Genomic DNA, 24,119 nt, shown 5'->3' with positions numbered 1-24,119 from the left:
AACACCTTTATTTATGGCTTTTTCCAATTAATTGTGTAAATTCTTAATTAAGATGCTAGATTATTTCTAGCAGAATATTAAGGATAAAAACATGTCTAAAAATAGAAAATTAGAAGATATTTACTCAAAGCTAGCAGACCAGATAATAGATTCTGGAGTTGATGTTAGTCAGATGTTTGAGAAAGATGGTTTACTCAAGTAACTGACAAAAAGGTTATTGGAAAAAGCATTAGATACAGAGATGAGTAACCACCTTGGTTATTGAAAACATCAACGAAGTAACTCTTCAAACGCTAGAAATGGCTATAGCAATAAAAGCTTATATACAGACACAGACAATATAGACATATTAGTTCCTAGAGATAGAGAGTGATTTTGAGCCACAAATAACTCCCAAAAGAGTAACAAAAATAAATGGCTTAGATCAAAAAATTATATCTTTGTACGCTAAAGGCATGAGTACTACAGATATCCAACAGCAACTATTTGAGCTGTATGAGACAGAGGTGATGTTACAGAAGCTATTATAGATGATGTTAAAGCATGGCAAAATAGACCGTTAGAGTGTGTTTATCCTGTAGTATTTTTTGACTATATAGTCATTAAAGTCAGAGAAGATAAGCGTATCATTAATAAAGCGGTATATGTTGCATTAGGTATATCACTAACTGGTCACAAAGATGTATTAGGTCTTTGGATAAGTCAAAATGAAGGTTCTAAGTATTGGCTAGGAGTTTTTACTGAATTAAAGAATAGAGGCTTACAGGATATATTCATAGCCTGTACAGATAATTTAAAGGGTATGTTTGACGCTATACAGGCCGTATACCCTCAAACAAAGCATCAGCTTTGTATTGTTCACCAAATTAGAAACTCTTTAAAATATGTGCCTTACAAAGATAAAAAAGAAGTGGCAAAAGAGCTAAAGAATATATATGATGCTGAAGCTATTGATATAGCCGAAGCCGAGCTTGAAAACTTTGCAAATAAATATGATGCTAAGTACCCATTAATTTCAAAGTCATGGCTAAACAACTGGGATAATTTAACTGTATTCTTGCAATATCCTCCCAAAATTCGTAAAGTAATTTATACTACTAATGTGATAGAATCGCTTAATATTCAGTTTAGTAAAGTTATTAAAAATAAGAAAATATTTCCTAAAGATGACTCTGTTTTCAAATCTTTATATTTAACTATAGATTATTTGACTAAAAAATGGTCTATGCCTGTTAGATACTGGAATGAGGCTATGCCTTATTTCGCTATTGAGTTTGAAGATAGAATTCTGAGGTTTATGTAAGTGAATTTACATACTTGTTTGGAAAGGCTCTTATTTATTTAATATTCTTTCAATATCAACACAAACATCTATTTTTCTGACTAAGCGAATTAATAAGTATAGCTCTCTTCTATTTCTAACTACTACTACACAAGCAAGTTTTGCATGTTTATTATCTACAAACATCATATCAAAACTTCTGATATTAACCCCCTCTCTTGCAAAGGTAGCTGTTATTTTAGCAATTGCACCTGGAATGTTTTTGAGCATAATAGACAATCTAGCTCTAAAACTAGGATCATCATCAGCATTTGTAAACCAATCAGCATTGATCTGTTTAATTTTTCCATCTTTAATTTTAGAGTACAGCTCATTACAACTTTTTCTATGAACCTCAACATTCCCTTCTTCATTAACGATGCCAATTATTTCATCATTCGGCAATGGCAAACAACAATCTGCTATACGTGAATCATCTCCATAACGGATTTGAATTTTAGCCATTGCTGATTTCTTATACGCACTACGCATATCATTAAAATGCTTAACAATAAAATCAATGAAGTTGTTAGGATCAATTAAACCAAGCCCAGTATCCAAATAGAAACGATTTATAGTATCTATACCTTCATAGTTAAATAAAGCTCCATCAACAATCTCATTCGGAACTTCTTTTAAATCCACACCAAGCAGCCTGAGTTCTCCCTCTACAATATCCTTACCTCTAATATAGTCAATATTTCTATATTGTTGCTTCAAGAAGTCTTTGATAGCGGATTTTGCCCTACTGGTCTCGGCAAACTCTAACCAAGCCGGATTAGGATCTGCAACTGCAGAGGTAATAATTTCGACATTATCACCTTGTTTTAGGCGATAATTAAGTGGTACTGGCTTTCTATTGACTTTAGCAGATATACACTTATTACCAATATCAGTGTGAATAAAATAAGCAAAATCTATACATGTCGAATTAACAGGTAGTTCGACAATATCACCTTGAGGAGTAAATACAAATACATCATTACTAAATATATCTGATTTAACATTTTCTAAAAACTCTACCGAACTAGCAGTATATACGTTTATATCTGATATTTTTTTGAGCCATCTTTGCAACGCTTTGTCTGTTTTTTCACCAATTTTGTAACTCCAATGAGCCGCAATACCATATTCTGCTTGGCAATCCATATGATCTGTTTTTATCTGTATTTCTAAAGGAATATTATATGGACCTAAAACTACTGTATGAATAGAGCGATAACCATTTGCCTTTGGTGTTGCAATATAATCTTTGAATCTTTGAGGAATAGGCTTATACAATTCATGAACTTTACCAAGAGCGATATAGCAATCAATACGATTTGGGACAATAACTTTATAAGCATACATATCCATAATCTCATCAAATGAGATACCTTTCTTACGCATTTTATTATAAATACTATATAAAGTTTTCTTACGTGCTTTGATACCATCGTTAATAACAATACCACCTAACTTATCAGTCAAAGCATCTTTAACCTGCTGAAAGACTTTCTCTTTATTTTTCTCTACTTTCTTAACTTTTTCTTCAAGAATATGATATCGATAAGGATTCATTCCTTCAAACGCAAGAGTCTCTAATTGCTCTTTGAGAGTATTGATACCTAGCCTATGAGCTAAGGGAGCAAAGACATCTAAAGTTTCTTTAGATATCCTACGTTTTTTCTCTGGTTTTAGAGGAGCTAAGGTTCGCATATTATGCAATCTATCAGCTAGCTTAATGAAAATCACTCGTACATCTTTGGTCACAGAAAGTAGCATTTTTCGGAAGTTTTCTGCCTGCTGTTCTATTTTATTTTTATGTCTAATCTGTGTAAGCTTAGTTACACCTTCGACTAGTTCTGCTACCTTATCACCAAAAAGAGTAGCGATATCTTCTGCTGTATGATCAGTATCCTCAACTACATCATGTAATAAAGCCGCTATAATGGTATCAACATCCATATGAAGCTCTGCTAATATACAAGCTACAGCAACAGGGTGTGTGAAGTATGGCTCACCTGAGCTTCTAACTTGAGTCTCATGAGCATCCGCACCAAATATAAATGCTTTAGCTATCTTAAGTCTTTCCTCAGCAGGTAAGTACTTAGAAATCAACTGATTTAAACTATAAAAACAAAACATATTTAATTAATATTTTTTACTAAAATTTAATTAAATAATAAATTGAATTAAAGACCAAAGCAATTTATAACTACTTTGATTTGAAAGAAATTAGATATTTTCTTGAAATAAATGCCATAAATACTATCAACGCAATATCTATGATAAGCAATGCTGCTGCTAGAGCTGTATTATACTTCTTCTGAGAGAAAACTGCACCTTGTCCAGGTGGTACAACTGTTATAGGATTATAAGTCATACCATATGTTTTGATAATACTAGAATTTATATCTCTTACATTTACTACAGGAATATCTTCTTTCAAAAAGTTAACTGCAACAGAATTTACAGTACTATATTCTGGAGGAAGTTTAGAAGTAACACCTGTAGGAAAACTATGTATTTTCAGAACTTGATCATTAGAAGCTACATTAGTTGCTTTTTTATCAGTTTTTGACTTCTTGTCTGATTCTTCAAGCTTAACTGTCGGTTGCTTCAAACCAATAGAAGCCATATTACCACCAACATTTATGTAAGCTTTTATACTATCATTACCAGCAGCCTCTTTGTACATCTCTAGACGTTTTGCTACAGAAGTATTTGTAGAATCTTTATATGGAATGTTGATTACTTTGAAGTTATTTCTTTTAATAGCATCGTTTAATTTAAGTATAGCTCCTGGAGTCATTCCATAACCATTATCATGAGATCCACCTAGAGTAATTCCTAAAACATCAAAATCAAATATTCCTTTTTCAACTAAGTTTCTATATATATCAGGCCATGTAAATCCTGGTCTATTTGCACCAAATTGTGATGCGCCTGCTGAAAATATAATCAAAGGTTTAAGCTTCAGTGTTTTGATAGCTGATAGCATAGCTATATCTAATGCTGGGTAAGATCCAGTCTCTTGTACAGCAACAGTATCACCCTCTTGAAGATTAAGCTGACTTAACCATTGAACAAAAATAGCCGCCATATTTGGATTTACTGAAGATCTTTTTGCATATAAGTCACCAGAATCTGTTGTTATCTCAGTCATCGATAGACCTATTAATCCAGTACAAGATACATCACCCATTGATTTACATAAATAGCCTTTTGACATAAAGTATCGTTGTGTTAGATCAAACGCTTTTTCTGTTAACTCTGCCGCTTGTAGCTTTTGAGTATAACCCTTAGTTTCGACAACTAGATTTTTCTCAACTATATATAAAGATATAATCATAAAAGCACTTAAGAACAATATGATATATCTAGATAAAAATTTACGGTGCCAATACATCGTTTTCATATTATATTCCTACTATTTGAGGTCCAATCAAAACTATTAGTAACAAACGTATAATAATAGAGGCGATTAATAAAGATCCTATTGTTTCTATAAGACCTTGTCTATCTATTGATAAAGTTATAAGTCCTGGAATAATATATCCAATGACCTGAATCTGGTTAGAGTAAAAGCTTGTAGTTAAGTATTGTGAAAACAACATGTTACAAACTGTACCTAGTATAAATGATAAAAGAACTGTAATAGCTATCCTTCTTCTACCATAGATAATCATAAATTTTGACATAAACCTAACTATACCAAATATTATGATCGAAATAATAATAGTTACTATAACTCTATCAGGAGCACCCATCTCTAGTGCAAAATAACCGGGCACAACCATACCACCAGTAGATAATCCTAACAGTGATACAAAAACCAAACCAACAATAAGACCAATACCTATCGAGAGCGTTAATGGATCCATACTTTCTCCTATTTATTTAAAAACTATAAACCATGTTTTTGTTTGTGACTCTGATCACAGTAATCAACTAAGCTCATACCAATATCTTTAATATTACCAACACCTACCAGCATATATGTATCAGCAGGTTGAGTTAGATTAATTTTTTCTAGAATCTCTAGCGGCTCCATATCTTCACACACTATGACTTGAGCTGGCTTAATACCCAAAGATTTAGAATATTTTTTGTAAAAAGATACAAACACATCTGTACCTGTACCAATAAGAGTTACCAAATCAGGCTTCTCCCAGTTTAATATAGCTTCTGCAATCTGCTTAGATCTATCTTCTCTATCGTCTCTACAATTAACAACTAATACTTTTTTATCACAATACTGATATTTGCTGTATAACTTATCCCATAACATCTTAGTTGAAACAGGATCATTTGCAGCAAAAGCATTAGCAAAATTCATCTCAGCATTATTAATATCAAAATTATACTCTGTCATAGCACCAGGATCAGGAGTTGCCTCCCACATACCTTTAAGAGCGACATCTCTTGGAATTCCAAGATCATCAGTCACTTTTAGAGCTAGAGCAACATTGATCTTAAATTCAGAATATACAAATTTATTAATTTCATCATCAGAAACCAATTCAGCATCAGCTGCTGTAGCTACAATAAGCTCAGTTTCTCTATCTTTACAAGCATATTCAAAGAAATCAATATGTGTATCTTCTGCTGTGAAATACTTAGATTTTATAGGAACTGTACCTGCCAATGCCTTAGCAACATCTCGCTCTGTTGGTCCCATGACATCTAAATGATCTGGACGAGCATTAGTTAAGACACCATGAGTTGCTTTAATCAATTTCAATTCACATAACGATTGAAGCAATGGTTGAAGTGCCATACATTCAATTATTATAGCATCTGCTTTCGTGCGTCTTGCTTTGAACATTATTTTAACCTGCTCAGCGATATTGCTAAAACCAATTCTGAAAACAGGTGTTTCTGTTCCATCTACGTCAATATATCTAGCTAATGTACCAGTAGTTTTTGCTACGGTCCTATAACCTCCAGCTCTAACGCCAGCAGCAATTAATCTTGCGACACTTGATTTGCCTCTAGTACCATTTACATGAATTCTAATAGGAATACTTTTGATACTAGCATTATGTACAATATTTTCTATTATCAAATATAAACACAAAATTATAAACACTATTATGATTAACCAAAAATCCAAAACAGCCACCTCATGCGTAACAAAAATCACAGATAATTATAACATCCATATTATTAAATATATACATTAACAATATTAAACTTAATTTTATTTAGACATCTACATATCTTGTCTCAGGCATAAAATATACTATAGGAATCATAATAATAGAAGCTACTACTAAGAGCCATGCTGGTGCTAGTAGACTACCTGTAGAGACAACCAAAGATGTAGCAACAAAAGGTATAGTTCCCCCAAAAAAAGAATTACCAATATTATAACTCAATCCATTTCCACTATAGCGATAACGTGTATTAAAAAGTTCTGGAGCAGCAGCACCATAAGCTCCCCATATAGCCATCAAAGGCACACATAGAACAACCATCGCAAGGATAAGTGACGCAATGCCCATTCCCATAATCATAAAACTAGGATATGAAAAAATCAGATAAATAATAATAGAGAACTTTATTAATGGTTTTCTACCTAGGCAATCACTTAAATATCCCCACAAAGGTGCAGAGAAAGAAAAAATCAAACTAAATATAGTCACTATTGCTAAAGAAAAAAACTCTGAATAATTAAGCTCAACAAAGTAACTACTCAAATATGAAAGTACTAAGTAATACATGATATTCGCATATGCCGATAAAGCGATCGCAAAAAACAAAGGTTTTTTTTGTATGCTAAACATTTCTCTTACTGGCTTTACCGATACATCTCCTTGAGCTTCAAGCTGTTCAAAAGAATAACTCTCAGGTATTAGCATCCTCATTACTAAAGCAAGTAAAGCAAGCATAAGACCAATTATATAGCCGATCCTCCACCCCCATAAGTCAAGAACCTCTTGACTAAAAATACCAAATAAGATCATTGCAACTAGTGACGCCAAAAAAACACCCGTACCTGAAGACATAGTAGCAAAACTTGCAATAAACCCTCTTCGATCTGGTTTTGTAGACTCAATCATAAAAACCATGACTCCACCATATGATCCTCCGATAGAGAATCCTTGAAGTAATCTCATCAAAACTAGTATAGCAGGAGCTAACATCCCAATAGTCTGATATGTCGGAAGGATAGCAATCACAAACATTGGCAATATCATCATGACTACAGAGATTATCAGTGCTTTCTTACGACCAAACCGATCACCAAAACTACCCATAACAACACTGCCAATTGGTCCCATGAAAAATCCTGCGGCAAAAACCCCAAAAGTCATTAATATAGCAGTATATTTACTAAAATCTGGAAAAAACACGCTAGCAATGACAGGTGTTAGATATGCGAAAAGCATAAAATCATACCATTCAACAATAGTACTTGCTGAAGCAAAAAAAACGTGCTTTTTTGAAAAACGATTCATTTATTTAAATTCTCAAATCTGATTGAACAGGCTTAATTTAATACATAACTTGAAAATGCACTGCACCATGAAAATTTAACTTATATTTTCTTAACATCAATATAAACAATAACTTTATCATAAATAAAACAATCATTTCTTAAATTAAAATTGTAATCTCCATATATAACAGATTTATTAAAATCGTTGGGGTTCCCACGAATACGACAATCATATATACCTGAAGCTATAATAGAGTCTTTACTATATCCATTTAATGAAATTGCATATGTACCATAACTAATATCGCTAGTATCATTCTCATTAATTGGCAAAAGATTTACCTTAAACTTTTGACCATTATTTTTTGAATGACTTACTAGAGTAAATACACTCTTATAACCTGAAAATTCATCTTTCATATATACTTCATTATCTTTATAGCCAAAGTGCCCCATATCTGAACCAATTAGTTCAGGATACATTACATCTCCGCTCACTATAAAATAGACTCTACCAATCTGAGGATCTTTATTATTCACATCATAAAGATTTAGAATGATATCGAATTTTTTTCCTGAGTGTCCTTGCTCTACTCTAATCTTATTATATATAAGATATCTAACGCTAGAACTTCCATTTGCAGTTAAGCTTTCATACCTAATATCACACCCATTATGAAAAAAAGCATCTTTTTCACAAACTTTAATATCATCTAAAGAAAATTTATGCCAGCCATATTCTTTTGAAAAAACTTCCAACTTTGATGGATTAATCAAAACTCCTGACTCGTTAGGCTCAATTTTATGATTATATACTTCACCATTATAAATATCACCCTCTTTCACAGGTTCTTTTGACTTATTATCAATAACTACAGTAAAAATATCTTTCCCATTTGTACCATTTGCCATAGCTAATGTAAACGAAAACAATAACCCCAAGATATATTTAAACATTTTTTATAACCCTTTTAAAATACATATATCGCATTAATTCTTCTTACTAATCGAATGTTATAACATAAAAAAATTCAAAAATACACTTCTTTGAACAATTAAAGAATAAAAATTATAGAATTACTTGAGTTAATAGTTTATGAAATAATCCTAAGTGGTGCGGACGGGGAGACTCGAACTCCCACGGTTGCCCGCTGGAACCTAAATCCAGTGCGTCTACCAATTTCGCCACGTCCGCAATATTCTGGGGTGATTGATGGGACTTGAACCCACGACAACCGGAATCACAATCCGGGGCTCTACCAACTGAGCTACAACCACCATTACAAATTGCTATTTCAACAATGTAATGGCACGTCTGGCAGGATTCGAACCTGCTACCCTCGGCTTAGAAGGCCGATGCTCTATCCAGATGAGCTACAGACGCATCAAAAATGGTCGGAGCAGAGGGATTTGAACCCCCGACCCTCTGGTCCCAAACCAGATGCGCTACCAAACTGCGCTATGCTCCGACAATTTCTAAATAATGGTGGCCTGAGGCGGAATCGAACCACCGACACGAGGATTTTCAATCCTCTGCTCTACCGACTGAGCTATCAGGCCAATGACAGGTATTATACATACACCTATATGCTTAAGTCAACACTTTTATAAGTATTTTATTACATTTTTTCTTCATAAAAAGTTTTTATATTTTTACCATCTGCATAAGCATACAATGTCTGTGCTACAGAAGTAGATCCAGAACAAATATTGCCCTGCTTATCAATAGCTATAAGACCTACATAATCGCCATGAACATCGCTCTCGGCAATAGATTTATCTACGGCTTGTGATAATGACATTCCATCTTTGACTCTAGTTGCTATTTTTGCTGCTACTGCTTGGTTGATGATATGCTCACCAATACCCGTACATGATATGCCCATAGATTCATTGGCAAAATTACCAGCGACAGTTGGACTATCACCCACCCTACCAGGATATTCAAAGCCAGCTCCTCCAGTTGAAGTAACTGCACAGATTTTACCCTTAGAATCTAGAGCAACAACCCCTATTGTTCCTGTATAGCCTTTTTTTAGTTGTAAGTACTCTTGATATCTTTTTTCAGTCATTGGGTTATATGTTGGTAGACCCATCACATCATGAGCAAATGTAGTAGCTTGATCTCCAGCCAAAACACTATGATGTTGTTGCATCAGTCTATTTGCAACAACTATAGGATTCTTTATATTTTGAATATTTATTACACCTGCAAACTTTTGTTTTTGGTTATCGATTATAGATGCTGACATTCTGATTTGTCCATCTTGTTGAACTCTTGAACCTGTACCAGCATTGAATATCTCATCATCCTCAAGAAGTTTTGCTGTGAAAACTGCTGCCTCATTTGCATCATCAATATCTTTTAGATAGTTATAAGCTTTTTGAATAATTGGTAATAAATGTTGATGATAGTCGCCAAATGATGTGTTTTTATCTTCTCTAGCTCCACATCCGCCATGAATTATAATCTTTTGCATAACAGCTCCAATTTCAAATTAATATTGTATATATAAATATGATTATATCTAAGATACTCAAAATCTCATACAATAAATACAATTGAAGCTGATTAAATAATTAAGATGTAAATAGATGAAATGAGGAAAAATATTAGAACTCTACTAGACAAGTATTAAGATCAAATTTTTGCCCTTCTAAAAGCATATGCATACGAATATCAACTAAACTAATTGGAGCATTATTACGAGCATTATGCAATGATGAATGCTTAAGGTGAGAGAAGTCTATAATAGTTACCATACCTGAACCAACAACCTCTATCACATTTTCAGAATTTAGTAATGCTGATGTATCCTCATCAATACCAACACCGACCATATAAGGGTTGTAGGATAACGCTGCTAAAAGTCTACCAAGTCTATCTCTTTGAGAAAAATGCTGATCTACTAGTAATTTGTTAGTTAAACCCAGCCCAGGAGCAAGATTAACCATATTACATCTAGGCATAAGACCTGCTTGACCACCAGCAATCATAAAGCCTGAGATAAAAGCAGCTCCTGCTGATGTACCTGCAACATTGACACCTTTTGCATTCAATCTACGAATAAGTTGCGCTATCGGAGTACCACCAAGAGTAGTAGAAAGTAAAAGCTGATTACCACCAGTCATAAAGATACCTGTACTTTGAGCAAGTAGATCCTGATAATCTTTGTTAGTAGTCGCATCTAAGCGAGTTTCTATCTTTAGATTATAGACATCTTTGACTCCCATTTTAGAGAAAATATCAACATAGATATCTCCTGTATCTGGTAACTTTGATGCTGTAGGGATAACAGCTATTTTTGCTTCACTTCCACCTGAAAGCTCAACAAATTTTTCTAATACCGTAGGGCTTGCAAATTTATCCTCTCCACCACCGATTGGCATAATATATCCGCGGTGATCTTTTTTCACTGGCTTAGACGGCATCTTGGAAATCTCCTTTATAAATTATATAAAAATTGTGCGTAATAATATTTTGTTAAAATAATACTAATTAATTGAACATATTTCTATAAAAAAGGTTTATTTTTAGCATATAAATTGATATGCAGTTAATATTATTTACCCTTATAGCAATTGATGATATGCTATGGCATAAATATTATTACTTAAATTAGCTATCTCAAGATGAAAAATATCAAAGCACTTACAATTGGTGGCGCAACTCTTGACACTATCATAGAATATGAAGAAATGTTCACTATGAATATGCAAAAAAAAGATACTACCCAATCTTTTATGCTACTTGAAGAAGGTGCAAAAATTGAAGTAACTGAACAAAAATCATTTTCTGGTGGTGGTGCAACTAATGCTGCTGTTTCTTTCAAAAAACAGGACATTGACGTTAGTTTCTTTGGCAAAATTGGTAAAGATATCGCTGGCGAACAGATAAGCAATGAGCTTAAAGATCTTGGAATTGATATATCTAATATTCGCTACTCTGATAGATATGGCACAGCAACATCTTACGTAGTACCAACACTAAGTGGGGATAGAACAATTTTTGCATACAGAGGCGCAAACAAAGATATCCTACAAGATGATTTGCCTTCTAAAGCAATTATAGCGAGTGACTTTATTTATATTACATCTTTGAGTAAATCTTCAGCTGCTAGACTACCTGAAATAGTAAAATTAGCGGCAGATAACAATACAAAAGTAGCCATCAATCCAGGTTCTAGCCAACTTAGTGTTGGAGAAAGCTTTATCAAAGATTCAATGTTTGGTATAGATATTCTTGTTTTAAATTTTCAAGAAGCTCAAAAGCTAATGTTATCGTTATTATCATCTAATGATAAAGATATTGTAGAATCTAAAGATAGACTTGAAACCCCTCTTGATGAAGGAAAAAGTGATTTCCTAAACGCTACTTTCAGATTGAAGGATTTCTTTAAAATCTGTTTAGATTTAGGTGTAAGAATAATCGTAGTGACAGATGGTGCTAATGGTGTATATGCAGCTTCTAAAGATAAAATATATCATAGTGAGTCTTTGAGAATTAACAATGTTGTCAATACTCTTGGTGCAGGTGATGCATTTAGCTCAACATTCTGTGCAAATATTTACAAAGGTAAAGCTATAGAAGAAGCTATTAAATATGCTCTGATTAATTCTAGTCATGTGATACAGCATTCTGATGCAAAATCTGGTCTACAAACATCTGAAAGTCTTGAAAGAATAAAGTCAAAAATGAACTGTGGGTTGGATAAAAAAATTACTGTTACTTCTTGGTAACTTAATTTTGAAGCTATTGTCTTCACCTGCTTCCATTTCACTACGTCATTCCCATGAAGATAGAAATCTCATAAATCATAACCACAAGCCTAAAGATATCCGCCTGCGCGGGTATGACTATATATATTTATGCTTTTTAGTCTAGTAACCTATCTATATCTTCTAATGATAATAACTCATATTCAACCTTATAGTTTTTGTAAAAATCTACCAACTTCTGAGACTTTAAAATTAGTTGCTGAAGATTCAATTTGTGAGAATTCAACTTAACTTCACAAATTAGTAATTTCTTATTGATATCATCAAGAGCTACTATATCAATCTCATTTTTATTACCTCTTTCCCAATATGAGCCTATTTTTGTATATAGTTGCTTTTCTTTGAAAATTTCTATAAATAATTTTTCGAGAATTTTACCCTTGAATATTGAAATATCCCGATAAATCAGCTCTTTTAGCTTTATAAAATTTTCTACCTCTACCAAGGATTGATATTTAAATACAAACCTAAACCAAAAAGCTAAAAATATATCAACAATCTCATATTTTTGTACTTTTGAATTAGGTTTTGAATTAATTGGTTTTATAGCTTTTATAATAGAATAGTCATGCTCTAATCGATGTAAATGTCCAGAAATGTTACTCTGAAGAACAGATTCAATCTCTGACCTAGATGTCTTTGATTCTGCTATTAAACTTAGTATAGAAAAGTAGGTTCCATAATCTTTACCAAATTCCTCTATTAATCTATTTTTGCCCTCACTTAAAAACATCGAGTTTGGTTCTACAATAACATCTAGCATAGATACCAAGTCAAAACTGCTATTTAGCGCAAAAAGCTCAATATATTTTGCAACCCCACCTGTCAAAGTATAGAAATCAAGCATGTTGTCAGATGTATAGCTTTGATTATCTGATAAAATTTCTCTCAGTACTTGTGGCTTAAAAGGCTTAAGCTCTATCTTAAAGTCACAACGTCCAAATAAAGGTTCTCCCACATCTTCATATATTTTTTTCATAAGATGATATATTGAACCACATGTTACTAAATGAATTTTTGTAGAGTCCTTATTTAAATCCCATATTTTTTGCATGCTAGAGTATATCGAAGGGTTAATCTTGAAAAACTCTTGAAACTCATCAATAACAATTGTAAATGATTCTCTTTTAGCTAGTTCTATAAGATATTCAAAAATATCTTCAAATCTTGTCAATTCTCCAAATATTTTAACACCTAATTTATCCGATATCTCTCGACAGAAATCTTGACATAATAATGACTCTGCTTTTTTTGCTACAAACAAATACAGAACTTTGTCATCGGTATAAGTATGTAATGCTAAGGTTGTCTTACCGATTCTTCTTCTACCAATAAGCATCGTCATTACAGATCTTTTGGATTTTAATTTATCTGCTTTTGACAAAATAGCCAACTCTTGCTCACGGTTATAAAACTTCATATAATAACGCAGATTATGATAACTGGTGTTATTATAACAAAAAAGATTGGTAGTAATAAACCTTTTATCTACTACTCGGTCATTCCTATGAAGATGGGAATCTCATAAATCATAACCACTAGCCTAAAGATATCCGCCTACGCGGCTATGACTATACATTTTTGTAATTCTCTCGTATGAACGAATCTCTAAACATACGCCTATTCAGGAGATCCTGAATCAAATTCAGGATGACGGTATCATTTATTGTTATCTCCTAGCTAAATAATCACCCTTAAAAAATGACTCCACATCTTTCACATAATAGTCTATTTCTTGATTATCATAGAAATTAGCCTCTGACTTATGATCATCTGCATGGACTAATACAGTCTGCATACCTAAATGCTTAGCTGGTACTAAATTATGTGAGGAATCTTCAAAGAAAATTGCATTGGTAAAATCAATATCAAACTTGTCTCTACCTACCTCAAAATATTTAGTCTTTGGCTTGGAAACTAAGCCAGTATCTTCTATAGTTAAGATACCATCAAAACTATCATCTAAACCTAACTGTTTTAAAACTCTATAAGTATGAAAATTAGAAGCATTAGTAAAAATATACGTACGATTATCTTTTCTTAAACTACTGATATATTTATTTAGTTTCTCATTTGGCTTGAAGTGACTAATCTCAATATCATCAATATAATCAAGAAATTCTTTAGGTTCGATATTATGATAACGCATCATGCCAAGCATAGTTGAACCAAACTCATAGTATAGCTCATCACGAATTGTATTAGCTTTGTCGGTATCTGAAATATTTAGTTTTAGTTTGATATAATCACTCATTCTCGCCATCTGTGCATCAAATAAGCCGTTATTATATGGATAAAGTGTATTATCCAAGTCAAATATATAGGTTTTCATTTATTTAGGATTTATTTTATTGATTTTAAATTATAAACAAATTCTTTTAAGAATATAAACAAAACAACCAAATAAAGGTTTAACAGATTTTAAACATAATGCTTCTCTTAAAAAATACCCTGCCACTTCAGCAAAAGCAGATTTATCACCCTTCATTTGCTCATTATGTATTCTATATTGCAAAAGATTTTCTTGAACATTATAAAATTTTACTAATCTATTTCTCATTAACCTAAGCCAAAGATCGTAGTCTTCACTAGCTTTACCTCCCATATAACAGTTTGATTTTAAAACTACTTCTTTTTTATACATTACCGTAGGATGAGAGATTACACATTTATAATAGATTTTTTTTCTGATATGTTTATTACTTTCTGGAAAAACTTTGTTAGCGATCTCAACACCATCAGAATCGATATAAACAATATTAGAACCTACAACATCATAATTTTCTTTTTCAAGATAGCTTATTTGTGTTTGAAGCCTCATTTCGTTTGCAATATCATCTGCATCCATCCTAGCTATATAATTACCTTTTGCTAAATATATAGCTTCATTCAAAGAATAGATGATACCTCTATTTTCTCTAGAGAGAATTATAATTCGATCATCAATTTCAGCATATTTCATAATTATCTGTAAGCTACTATCTGATGAGCCATCATTTACAATAATAAATTCAAAATCACTAAATGACTGTTTTAAAATACTTTCAATAGCTTGTGAAAGATATTTTTCAGCATTATATACTGGCATCACTACAGACACTGTTATCTTACTCATATTCTCACCCATGAGTTAGGACAAATATCTTTTTGATTGATTTTATCATCATTAAACCATTTGCTTGGAGCAATAACAATTTTATCATCATTTTGATTTAGCCACGCACCCCACCAACTAAATGAACTATTAGCTATAATGTTATGTTTGCATAAGCTCATTAAGTGCATATCTTTATAGCTATCCATCCATCTGTTATGATCAATATATGTTACACGGTCTAACTTTAAATTATCCTTACACCATAAAATATCATTTGAAAATACTAAAAAGTGGACATTAGCTACCTTTGATCTTATAAAACTTATAGCTTTATTATAATATTCTAAATCACATATTCCTCCATGAAGAGGATGATTTACATAGTCTCCTCTTCTCACATGAATAGATACCAAGTTATAATCTTGTATATTCTTAAGAAATTCAAAATTAATAGAATCTAAAGGCTCAAAGGTAAAAGCATCATATATATCTTTTGTAATTTTTTTAAAATATTTTTCTGATTGCCAATAACCATCTAAATAGCAATTATCTATTTCAAAATATGCTTTATCAAAAGCAAAATTTTTCTGAAGAATATAGTTTTTATTAAATTTAACAATAAATTTACTAGGAATAATTGAAAATAACTTACCTAGAACCTCTTTTTTATGATATTTTCGAGCAAAACTTAGATCTATATTTTTAAAAATCCTATTCAGCTCAAAACCATAATGAAGTTTGTAAGTATCATAATTTTTGATATCAACATAACAATCTATACAATTATTTTTTAGGCTCTTATAAAAAGCGTATTGAAACATTTGGTTACCCAAACCGCCTTGTATCTTAATTATTTTCACTTAGTAACCCTTTTATATAGCTGTATATATTTAAAAAAACATTTCTTCTCTTACTTCCTTTAATAGTATGTATATCTATATAATTTTCTTTATTTTTAATAACTAATTTGATTTCAAAATCAGGATTAGACAAACCTTCAGGATAGCCATATTGAGGAGATAGAACATGTATTAGTTTTTCATGTGTAATGGCATATTTATTTAAATGTGATTCATCATGCCATATTGCTATTACGTTTTTTTTAAGATCTTGATCTATAGCATATTCTAAATCATTAATAAGCTTTATATATGCCTTTGTTGTTCCTCCATTAACTCCTCCCATAAAATAATATTTTCCTAATGATTTAGGGACAAAAGCTAATGAGTTATTATTTTTTTCATATGTAAATTTTTTGACTGGTTTATTATAGTAACCTGGATGCATCACAAATGTAAGCTGTTTGCTTCCTTGAGGAAGTATTTTCTCATTAACATCTGAAATAAATTTCATATTTGAGTTAAAGAAAAATATATAATCACTATTATACAAATAAGGTAAGGCTTTTTTAAAAATTTTAAATCTAAATAAAGTAATATATGGCCACTCCATATTTTCCTGATAGATTCTTAATACATTTTCTTTTTCTTCTGCAAAGATACAAGTGCTATCTGTATAAACTATATATTCTAAACTTATATTGCTATTCTTTAAAAAAAACTTCTCTGCGCTAAGGTAAAAATCTTTCCAAAATTTTATATATTCTCCTGTAGCAATATATAATACTATCAATTTTTTATTTGACATTTTTAGTGATTTTTTCAATATAATCAATGAATAGTTTAGGTAACAAAAACTTAATAATTGATATCCAAAAAACTTTTTGTAATAACATTTTTTTATAATTTAAAACTCTTAAATACTTTAGTGCCTCTTTTTTATTAACTCCAGCAAGAGCTCTAAACCATTTCAAATTCCATGCATCACGAGCTATGTGATATGTTGAATGCGACTTATATTTATCTATTATTCTTTTCTCCGATGAAATCATTTTTAAAATATTACCTGACATATAATTATCATGTTTACGATATCTAGCAAGATATTCATTTACAAAGCCTATTTTGTATTTATAAGCAATCTTTAACCATAATTGATAATCATCAATATATTCATTGTCATAATCAAATTCTTCAAATAATTCTTTTCGATAAAGTCCTGACACTCCGTTGATAAAAAATTCTCCTTTCAAAAGATTATCAAATATATAACCCAGCTGATAATTTTCATTTACTTTAGCAATAATTTTTGAATTTTGATCAATTATGTAAATCTTACTATAAACCATAATATAATCTGGATTATTCTCCAAATAAGAAACTAGTGTAGATATTTTATTACCTTCATACTCGTCATCGGATGAAAACAAAGATATATATTTACCTTTTGAAAGTGATATAAGTTTTTGAAGAGTTTTAATTAATCCTTCATTTTTTTGAAGATATAATTCAAAATTATATTTTTCAGATATTTTTTTTAAAACATTAACACTCTCATCACTGGAACCATCATCAACGACTATCAGTTCAATATTTGGATAATCCTGATTAACTACACTTTCAATAGCTCTTTCTATATATCTCTCATGATTATATGAAGGAAGTAGTACTGATACAAGTGGTTTAGAGCACATATTTTTCATCTAGCTGGTTCTCTAATATAACATAACATTTACAATAAGGTATAAATCATATCATACTCATGTATAGTAGAAAGTCTATGTGCTATTGTTACTATAGTTATATTTTTTAACTCTCTTATCACATTCGTTACTTCTTTTTCAGTTTCAGTATCTAGAGCTGATGTTGCCTCATCCATCACTAATATTTGTGGATTTTGAAACAATGCTCTAGCTATACCTAGTCGTTGGCGTTGACCACCTGAGAGTCTAATACCATTTTCTCCAACAAAAGTATCCAAACCTTTATTTAAATTACTGACAAAATCATCAAGCTGTGCCATTTTTAGACATTCCCAAACTTTAGTTTCATTTATGCTTACCTTTGGTTCGCCAAAAGCAATATTTTCTTTGATAGATGTATCATAGAGTATAATTTGTTGTGGAATATATGCAAATAATCTTTGTATTACATTAATACTATTAATTTGCTTATCATCTATATAAATACTACCACTTTGTGCCGTATAGAAACCCATTAACAAATCAACTAAGGTACTTTTACCAGAGCCTGAAGGTCCTATAAAAGCTGTTTTCTTACCTTTTTCTATTGTCACAGAAATATTTTTCAAAGCTTGAGTACCATCAGGATAGCTATAACTAACGTTATCTAAGCGGATATTTTTTTCAAACTTTATATCTAAATTAAAACTATCTTCTACAGTATCTGAATAGCTTTGATATTTTTCTAACTCTTCATTTATTACTTTTAAAGCTGGAAGAGAGTATCTGATACTGGTTATCGCTTGCATAATTCTATTAAGGGCCGGTAGTAGCTGTGTTGCAGCAACTCCAAAAACTGATAACAGTATAAAAATTGAATTTGTCGACTCACCAAAAGCTATTAGGACTAACAAAGTAACCAAAACAAATGTAATCGCTATAGCTTCTATAAAAAATCTTGGTAGGATTTGAAATATTTGATTGAATTGTAATGACTTATTAAGCATAGTTGCTTTTTCACTAAACTCATTTATAAATACTTTTTCTTTATTATAAAGTTTTATTTCCTTTATCCCTGATAAACCATTCATAGTTGTTTGAGTCATGCTTTTCCAAGCTTCAGCTCTTTGTTTACCATATTTAGTTAAAATCTCTTTTATTTTTAACATAAAGATAAATAAAGAAACTCCTAAAATTAACAAAGTAAAAAAACTAAATAAAAAGTTTATATATAACAATAAAGCAACTATAAATACACATGAAAATAAATCGGTCATTAATATACCCAAAGGATTAATGACTCCGTTAGATAACTGATTAGTTTCAGCATTTATATTACGTATAAGTGTTGGTGTACTTCTAGTTAAATGAGATTCATAATCCATCGATATATATAGCTTGAATAGCTTCTTTTGAATACTAAGAACTATCGAGTTTAAAAATTTGGTTTGAAACCAAAATAATACTACACCAATTATATTCTTTATCCAAAAAGCTAAGATCAATAATACTATGCTTATGAGCATTATTTGAAAATGACTAATACCATTTAAAAAGCTTATATTATCAAACTGATTTGGATTAACTAACACACTTACAAAAGGGATAACCGCACCAACACCTAGCATAGAAGATGTAGAACCTAAAAATAATAACACAAGGTATAAAAAAAACCTTTTTTTCTGAGTGGTATCTAAAATACCGAAGAAATATCTAAAAAATTGCTTCATTTATAACATTCCTTTTTCTAAATATATCTTGTTCAGCTGATTTAAGAAACTATTTGAAGTGTAGTTTTTAATATCTATCTTAGAGGTATAGTCTTGAGTATTAGTTATACTTTCATTTATTAACTTTTCTAACCCTTGAATATCTCCCACCTCAAACAAATATTCTTCGGAGATCAAGTCTCTATTACCTCTACAATTTGAGGCTAGAACTGGTAATCCAACGGCTAATGCTTCAAGAATATTTACAGGTAAACCCTCTCTCTCTGATGGAGATATATATAAATCAGTTATATTTAGCCACTCATTTATATTGTTCTGATAACCAAGAAGCTCCACTTGATTATCTAAATTATTATTCTCAATATATTCAGAATAATTTGAGTGTTCTATTCCTTGACCAATTAGTAACAACTTTATTTTAATATTATTAACTTGTTGTACAGCCCTTATAAGATCCAATTGTCTTTTATTTCTAACTAGCTCTGCCACATATACAATTATAAAATCATCATTATCAAAACCTAATTTCTCTCTAAGTTTGTTTTTCTCAGCATTTGATAGTGACTTAAACTTATCAACATCTACTCCAACCCCATTAACTAACCTAATTTCTTTGGCTTTAAATTTAGTTTTTACAATACTGTAATCTTCTTGATTTATAATTATTAAAACATCTGTATATTTTGATAGATACATCTCAATTGGATAAAAAATTAGCCAGTTCTTAATAGGAGCGCCTTTATAAAAATGAAAACCATGTGCGGTATATATAACTTTTGGCTTATGCTTGAAGTTCTTGATAGCTAATCTTGTTAATGCACTTGGAACTGGTGTATGACAATGTACAATGTCATACTGTTCATTTAACATAAGTTTTTTTAATTGATTATATGATTTATAATTTTTAATAGATAATGGCGTTCTATTAAAACCAATATTGATATATTTATCACAAAAAGGTACTTGACATTCTGCAGCATTGCGATAATCATTTTTTGCACATACATGAACTTCATAGCCCATTTCTTTAAGCATTTTTAAAGTTGGGATATGAAATTGCATAATATGTGTTTTAACAACACTTGCAACTATTAAGACTTTTTTAGACATTAAATATCATTCTCTTTGGCGTAATTCTGCCATCTAACAATATCAACACATATATCATCTATAGTTTTTTTTGTTTCAAAACCAAGCTCTTGTTTTGCCTTTGTAGCATTTGCATACATCTCAGCAATATCTCCAGCTCTTCTATCAACTATTTGATATGGAATCTTTTTGCCCAAAGCTTTCTCATATGCTGTGACAATCTCTAGTACACTACAACCATTACCTGAGCCTAGATTATATGCTCGCCAAGCTGGTTCAACCTTTGAGATATGCTCAAGTGCTAATATATGCCCTATCGCCAAATCAACAACATGGATATAGTCTCTAATACAAGTGCCATCTTGGGTATCATAATCACCACCAAAGATACTAAGCTTAGACAATTTACCTGACCCAACTTGCCCAACAAAAGGCATTAGATTATTTGGGATACCTTGAGGATCTTCGCCAATCATCCCACTGCTATGAGCTCCTACAGGATTGAAATATCTAAGACATGTGATATTAAAGTTATTATCAGCTTTTTGTAAATCTACTAGAATACCTTCTATTATTAGCTTAGTCGCACCATAAGGGTTAGTTGTACTAAGAGGTAGATCCTCTGCAAATGGTGGTATATTAGACATACCATATACAGTCGCTGATGAACTAAATACGAAATCATAAACTTGGTACTCTTGCATTAACTCAAGTAAATTTAGTGTACTTAATAGATTATTATGATAATAAGCCAAAGGCTTCTGCACACTCTCACCAACAGCTTTGAGACCAGCAAAGTGAATCACCGCATCTATATTATGCTCTTGAAAGATTTTCTCTAACTTATCTTTGTCTAAAAGATCTATCTCATAAAAATCAAAATCTTTGCCTGTGATTGTCTTAACTCTATCAACTACAGATAGTTTGCTATTTGAAAGATTGTCAACCACAACAACTTGATATCCTCTATCAAGAAGTTCAACAACAGTATGACTACCTATGTAGCCCGTACCACCAGTTACTAATATTTTTTTATTCATATTTGTACTCTATATAATTTGTATCTATTTGATTTAATACTTTACTATCTATGGTCTCTTTTTTTGATAAAAATATACTAAAAATCTTCATAAAAATAACTCTAACTGTCTCGATAATAATAAGTAAATCAAAAACAAAACTCCATCTTCTAATATATACAAGATCGAGCTTAAGCTTATTTTCCGGCAAAGTTGCATAGCTTGTCAAAACTTGAGCATATCCTGTAATTCCAGCTTTAACTTTGGTTCTATACAAGAACTCAGGAGTCTCTTTTGCAAACTCATCGATTAACTCTTGTCTTTCAGGTCTTGGCCCTACTATTGACATATCTCCTTTTAATACATTAAAAAACTGTGGTAATTCATCTAGCCATATAGGACGAATTATTCTTCCAATCTTTGTAATTCTATCATCACTATTACTTGCCCATATAGCTCCGGTTTGGGACTCTGCATCTAGTTTCATACTACGAAACTTTATTAACTTAAATCTTTTACCATTTCTAGTAACTCTTTCTTGGATAAAAAAAGGAGAGCTTTTATCTTCGATATAAATTGCCAGAGCTGTTATAAACATTATTGGAGCCATTAACACTATAGCAATCGAGCTAAATATAATGTCAAAAATTCTTTTTATAACTTTAGCCTCATAAGATAGGCCAAAGTTTTTGATACTCATTGCAAGACTATCACCAAGAGGTACTAGAGTAGCTCCCCATACAGATATTTCATATTTTCGAGGAATAATCACCATCTCAACATTACACTGACTCAAAAGAGATAAATCATTATCATCAAGTAACTTCAAAGCCTTGTCTGAAACAAAAACCTTAGTATAACTTTTGATAATATCAACTAGCTCCAAGCCCACAACATCTATACTTAAATAGCCATGAATAATTTCATTAGGTAACTTAGAGGATACCGCTTTATTAAAAAGCCAATCCTGCTCATTATTTTGTCCTATCACTAGCACTTTGTTATAGATAGTTCTTCTCATAAGAGATCTAAAGTAAATCCGCAAACATGACAACACTATAATCTGTATAACAAAACCTAAAATAATTACACTACGAGGAAAAGCAAAACCTCTTAGAAAAAATGCTAAAGAAGTAATCACTACTGCTAGTGTAAATGAGCATAATAATACTTTTAGTATATTTCTTGATTTTGAAGTTTTCTCACCATTGGTATATTCCGCAACAAGAAAAATTAACAATGCTGTAATAGCTATAAACGAGGCTAAAAAATTAAAGCTACTAAAATTGGTGATATTATAATCAAAAATATGTAATGGTATAAAATAACTCAGTAAAACAAACATTACTGACAATATCAGCTCTATCGTTTTGAGCATAAATACTGATAGACTAGATTTTCTTGAGTTCATCTCTCATCTTATCAATAGTTTGTTTGTAGCTATCTGAGTTAAAAATAGCTGACCCAGCCACAAAAGCATCAACTCCACAAGCTGCAATCTCTGCAATATTATTAGGGTTAACGCCACCATCTATCTCTAGTAGAATATCTCTACCAGTTGATTTAATCCACTGAGAGACTTCTTTAGCTTTATCTAGCATTGCTGGTATAAATTTTTGTCCGCCAAAGCCTGGATTTACAGACATGATAAGCACTCTGTCAATATGACTTTCAACATACTTTAGACAATCTATCCCTGTGGCTGGATTCAAAGCAAGACCAGCATCTATACCAAAAGATTTGATTAGTTGTAAGCTTCTATCGATATGCTCACTAGCTTCTGGATGAAATACTATACTACTAGCACCAGCTCTGGCAAAACTCTCAATCAATGCATCTACAGGCTTAACCATAAGATGAACATCCATACCAGCTGAAATACCATAATCTCTCAAAGCCTTGAGAACCATAGGACCAAATGTAAGATTAGGCACATAGTGATTATCCATCACATCAAAGTGAACGTTATCAGCTCCTGCTTCTAAAACTGCTTGGACATCATCACCTAATCTTGCTAAATCTGCAGATAATATCGATGGATTAATCTGGAATTTTCTCATTGCTATTTATCTAAATATATAAAAATTAAAAATAATTTTAACATAACAATAAAAAATATTTGAGCTAATAAATCTC

Annotated in this window: 20 protein-coding genes, 5 tRNA genes and 1 pseudogene; 2 read left to right on the top strand and 24 right to left on the bottom strand. The window is 31.4% G+C overall.

Annotated features, from left to right (window positions below; genetic code table 11):
* Positions 1–91 precede the first annotated feature (91 nt).
* A pseudogene (locus tag FTPG_RS05915) lies at positions 92–1,303 on the top strand (IS256 family transposase).
* A 30-nt stretch (positions 1,304–1,333) separates the two neighbouring features.
* On the opposite strand, the gene FTPG_RS05910 reads toward FTPG_RS05915, so the two are convergent.
* From FTPG_RS05910 to FTPG_RS05850, 13 genes are all read right to left on the bottom strand, one after another.
* On the bottom strand, positions 1,334–3,448 hold the full coding sequence (locus tag FTPG_RS05910) for a RelA/SpoT family protein (protein ID WP_004287514.1): 2,115 nt from the start codon (positions 3,446–3,448) through the stop codon (positions 1,334–1,336).
* A 70-nt stretch (positions 3,449–3,518) separates the two neighbouring features.
* Positions 3,519–4,721 carry a poly-gamma-glutamate system protein gene (pgsW, locus tag FTPG_RS05905; protein ID WP_004287513.1) on the bottom strand — a complete coding sequence of 401 codons (1,203 nt, stop codon included), beginning with the start codon at positions 4,719–4,721 and terminating at the stop codon, positions 3,519–3,521.
* A 1-nt stretch (position 4,722) separates the two neighbouring features.
* Entirely contained in the window at positions 4,723–5,187 is a 465-nt protein-coding gene (pgsC, locus tag FTPG_RS05900; protein WP_004287512.1) for a poly-gamma-glutamate biosynthesis protein PgsC, read from the bottom strand.
* Positions 5,188–5,210: 23 nt separating this feature from the next.
* Positions 5,211–6,428, bottom strand: a complete 1,218-nt coding sequence (gene pgsB / locus FTPG_RS05895; protein ID WP_004287511.1) for a poly-gamma-glutamate synthase PgsB — start codon at positions 6,426–6,428, stop codon at positions 5,211–5,213.
* A gap of 82 nt (positions 6,429–6,510) precedes the next feature.
* Positions 6,511–7,767, bottom strand: a complete 1,257-nt coding sequence (locus tag FTPG_RS05890) for an MFS transporter (RefSeq protein ID WP_004287510.1) — start codon at positions 7,765–7,767, stop codon at positions 6,511–6,513.
* 80 nt (positions 7,768–7,847) lie between these two features.
* Positions 7,848–8,705: a hypothetical protein gene (locus FTPG_RS05885; protein WP_004287509.1), complete on the bottom strand. Its 858-nt coding sequence runs from the start codon at positions 8,703–8,705 to the stop codon at positions 7,848–7,850.
* Positions 8,706–8,860: 155 nt separating this feature from the next.
* Positions 8,861–8,943 (bottom strand) — tRNA-Leu (locus FTPG_RS05880).
* Between the two features lie 7 nt (positions 8,944–8,950).
* Positions 8,951–9,026 (bottom strand) — tRNA-His (locus FTPG_RS05875).
* 29 nt (positions 9,027–9,055) lie between these two features.
* Positions 9,056–9,132: transfer RNA gene (locus FTPG_RS05870), tRNA-Arg, on the bottom strand.
* 8 nt (positions 9,133–9,140) lie between these two features.
* Positions 9,141–9,217: transfer RNA gene (locus tag FTPG_RS05865), tRNA-Pro, on the bottom strand.
* A 15-nt stretch (positions 9,218–9,232) separates the two neighbouring features.
* A tRNA-Phe gene (locus FTPG_RS05860) sits at positions 9,233–9,308 on the bottom strand.
* A 59-nt stretch (positions 9,309–9,367) separates the two neighbouring features.
* Positions 9,368–10,228, bottom strand: coding sequence for an isoaspartyl peptidase/L-asparaginase (locus tag FTPG_RS05855; protein ID WP_004287508.1), 861 nt, complete (start codon positions 10,226–10,228; stop codon positions 9,368–9,370).
* Positions 10,229–10,361: 133 nt separating this feature from the next.
* A complete protein-coding gene (locus tag FTPG_RS05850) occupies positions 10,362–11,180 on the bottom strand; it encodes a cyanophycinase (RefSeq protein ID WP_004287507.1) in 819 nt (272 codons plus the stop codon).
* 201 nt (positions 11,181–11,381) lie between these two features.
* Between FTPG_RS05850 and FTPG_RS05845 the strand changes: the two genes are divergently transcribed.
* A complete protein-coding gene (locus FTPG_RS05845) occupies positions 11,382–12,488 on the top strand; it encodes a carbohydrate kinase family protein (RefSeq protein ID WP_004287506.1) in 1,107 nt (368 codons plus the stop codon).
* 136 nt (positions 12,489–12,624) lie between these two features.
* Here FTPG_RS05845 and FTPG_RS05840 read toward each other — a convergent pair whose 3' ends face one another.
* From FTPG_RS05840 to rpe, 11 genes are all read right to left on the bottom strand, one after another.
* Entirely contained in the window at positions 12,625–13,947 is a 1,323-nt protein-coding gene (locus tag FTPG_RS05840) for an ATP-binding protein (protein WP_035722513.1), read from the bottom strand.
* Positions 13,948–14,196: 249 nt separating this feature from the next.
* Positions 14,197–14,859 (bottom strand): pyrimidine 5'-nucleotidase, encoded by a 663-nt coding sequence (locus FTPG_RS05835; protein ID WP_004287504.1) that lies wholly within the window; start codon positions 14,857–14,859, stop codon positions 14,197–14,199.
* Between the two features lie 30 nt (positions 14,860–14,889).
* Positions 14,890–15,642 carry a glycosyltransferase gene (locus tag FTPG_RS05830; protein ID WP_035722510.1) on the bottom strand — a complete coding sequence of 251 codons (753 nt, stop codon included), beginning with the start codon at positions 15,640–15,642 and terminating at the stop codon, positions 14,890–14,892.
* The gene (locus tag FTPG_RS05825; RefSeq protein WP_004287502.1) at positions 15,639–16,484 is read right to left on the bottom strand and encodes an alpha-1,2-fucosyltransferase; all 846 of its coding nucleotides are present in this window, start codon (positions 16,482–16,484) and stop codon (positions 15,639–15,641) included. The genes FTPG_RS05830 and FTPG_RS05825 overlap by 4 nt, the downstream gene beginning before the upstream one ends.
* Complete coding sequence (locus FTPG_RS05820) at positions 16,471–17,271, bottom strand: family 6 glucosyltransferase (RefSeq protein WP_004287501.1); 801 nt, start codon at positions 17,269–17,271, stop codon at positions 16,471–16,473. Before FTPG_RS05820 ends, FTPG_RS05825 begins: the two co-directional genes overlap by 14 nt.
* Positions 17,261–18,166 carry a glycosyltransferase family 2 protein gene (locus FTPG_RS05815; RefSeq protein WP_004287500.1) on the bottom strand — a complete coding sequence of 302 codons (906 nt, stop codon included), beginning with the start codon at positions 18,164–18,166 and terminating at the stop codon, positions 17,261–17,263. Before FTPG_RS05815 ends, FTPG_RS05820 begins: the two co-directional genes overlap by 11 nt.
* Before the next feature lie 29 nt (positions 18,167–18,195).
* A complete protein-coding gene (locus FTPG_RS05810; protein WP_004287499.1) occupies positions 18,196–19,875 on the bottom strand; it encodes an ABC transporter ATP-binding protein in 1,680 nt (559 codons plus the stop codon).
* Complete coding sequence (locus FTPG_RS05805) at positions 19,876–20,985, bottom strand: glycosyltransferase family 4 protein (protein WP_004287498.1); 1,110 nt, start codon at positions 20,983–20,985, stop codon at positions 19,876–19,878.
* Positions 20,985–22,004, bottom strand: a complete 1,020-nt coding sequence (gene galE / locus FTPG_RS05800; RefSeq protein WP_004287497.1) for a UDP-glucose 4-epimerase GalE — start codon at positions 22,002–22,004, stop codon at positions 20,985–20,987. Before galE ends, FTPG_RS05805 begins: the two co-directional genes overlap by 1 nt.
* Complete coding sequence (locus FTPG_RS05795; protein WP_004287496.1) at positions 21,997–23,394, bottom strand: sugar transferase; 1,398 nt, start codon at positions 23,392–23,394, stop codon at positions 21,997–21,999. Before FTPG_RS05795 ends, galE begins: the two co-directional genes overlap by 8 nt.
* Complete coding sequence (rpe, locus tag FTPG_RS05790) at positions 23,375–24,043, bottom strand: ribulose-phosphate 3-epimerase (protein ID WP_004287495.1); 669 nt, start codon at positions 24,041–24,043, stop codon at positions 23,375–23,377. The genes FTPG_RS05795 and rpe overlap by 20 nt, the downstream gene beginning before the upstream one ends.
* Positions 24,044–24,119 lie beyond the last annotated feature (76 nt).

The organism is Francisella philomiragia subsp. philomiragia ATCC 25015, from assembly GCF_000156715.1.
GTDB lineage: Bacteria > Pseudomonadota > Gammaproteobacteria > Francisellales > Francisellaceae > Francisella > Francisella philomiragia.
The sequence above is the reverse complement of the archived record's forward strand: the minus strand, read 5'-3'. Positions and strand labels throughout refer to the sequence as shown.

What these genes read in the sequence shown, in the direction of transcription:
- FTPG_RS05855 (WP_004287508.1), bottom strand. Translation starts at nt 10,228, where the DNA reads ATGCAAAAGATTATAATTCATGGCGGATGTGGAGCTAGAGAAGATAAA.
- FTPG_RS05845 (WP_004287506.1), top strand. Translation starts at nt 11,382, where the DNA reads ATGAAAAATATCAAAGCACTTACAATTGGTGGCGCAACTCTTGACACT.
- FTPG_RS05830 (WP_035722510.1), bottom strand. Translation starts at nt 15,642, where the DNA reads ATGAGTAAGATAACAGTGTCTGTAGTGATGCCAGTATATAATGCTGAA.
- pgsW (WP_004287513.1), bottom strand. Translation starts at nt 4,721, where the DNA reads ATGAAAACGATGTATTGGCACCGTAAATTTTTATCTAGATATATCATA.
- rpe (WP_004287495.1), bottom strand. Translation starts at nt 24,043, where the DNA reads ATGAGAAAATTCCAGATTAATCCATCGATATTATCTGCAGATTTAGCA.
- FTPG_RS05885 (WP_004287509.1), bottom strand. Translation starts at nt 8,705, where the DNA reads ATGTTTAAATATATCTTGGGGTTATTGTTTTCGTTTACATTAGCTATG.
- FTPG_RS05840 (WP_035722513.1), bottom strand. Translation starts at nt 13,947, where the DNA reads ATGAAGTTTTATAACCGTGAGCAAGAGTTGGCTATTTTGTCAAAAGCA.
- FTPG_RS05795 (WP_004287496.1), bottom strand. Translation starts at nt 23,394, where the DNA reads ATGAACTCAAGAAAATCTAGTCTATCAGTATTTATGCTCAAAACGATA.
- FTPG_RS05835 (WP_004287504.1), bottom strand. Translation starts at nt 14,859, where the DNA reads ATGAAAACCTATATATTTGACTTGGATAATACACTTTATCCATATAAT.
- FTPG_RS05890 (WP_004287510.1), bottom strand. Translation starts at nt 7,767, where the DNA reads ATGAATCGTTTTTCAAAAAAGCACGTTTTTTTTGCTTCAGCAAGTACT.
- FTPG_RS05910 (WP_004287514.1), bottom strand. Translation starts at nt 3,448, where the DNA reads ATGTTTTGTTTTTATAGTTTAAATCAGTTGATTTCTAAGTACTTACCT.
- galE (WP_004287497.1), bottom strand. Translation starts at nt 22,004, where the DNA reads ATGAATAAAAAAATATTAGTAACTGGTGGTACGGGCTACATAGGTAGT.
- FTPG_RS05810 (WP_004287499.1), bottom strand. Translation starts at nt 19,875, where the DNA reads ATGAAGCAATTTTTTAGATATTTCTTCGGTATTTTAGATACCACTCAG.
- FTPG_RS05805 (WP_004287498.1), bottom strand. Translation starts at nt 20,985, where the DNA reads ATGTCTAAAAAAGTCTTAATAGTTGCAAGTGTTGTTAAAACACATATT.
- FTPG_RS05820 (WP_004287501.1), bottom strand. Translation starts at nt 17,271, where the DNA reads ATGTCAAATAAAAAATTGATAGTATTATATATTGCTACAGGAGAATAT.
- pgsC (WP_004287512.1), bottom strand. Translation starts at nt 5,187, where the DNA reads ATGGATCCATTAACGCTCTCGATAGGTATTGGTCTTATTGTTGGTTTG.
- FTPG_RS05850 (WP_004287507.1), bottom strand. Translation starts at nt 11,180, where the DNA reads ATGCCGTCTAAGCCAGTGAAAAAAGATCACCGCGGATATATTATGCCA.
- FTPG_RS05815 (WP_004287500.1), bottom strand. Translation starts at nt 18,166, where the DNA reads ATGAAAAATATGTGCTCTAAACCACTTGTATCAGTACTACTTCCTTCA.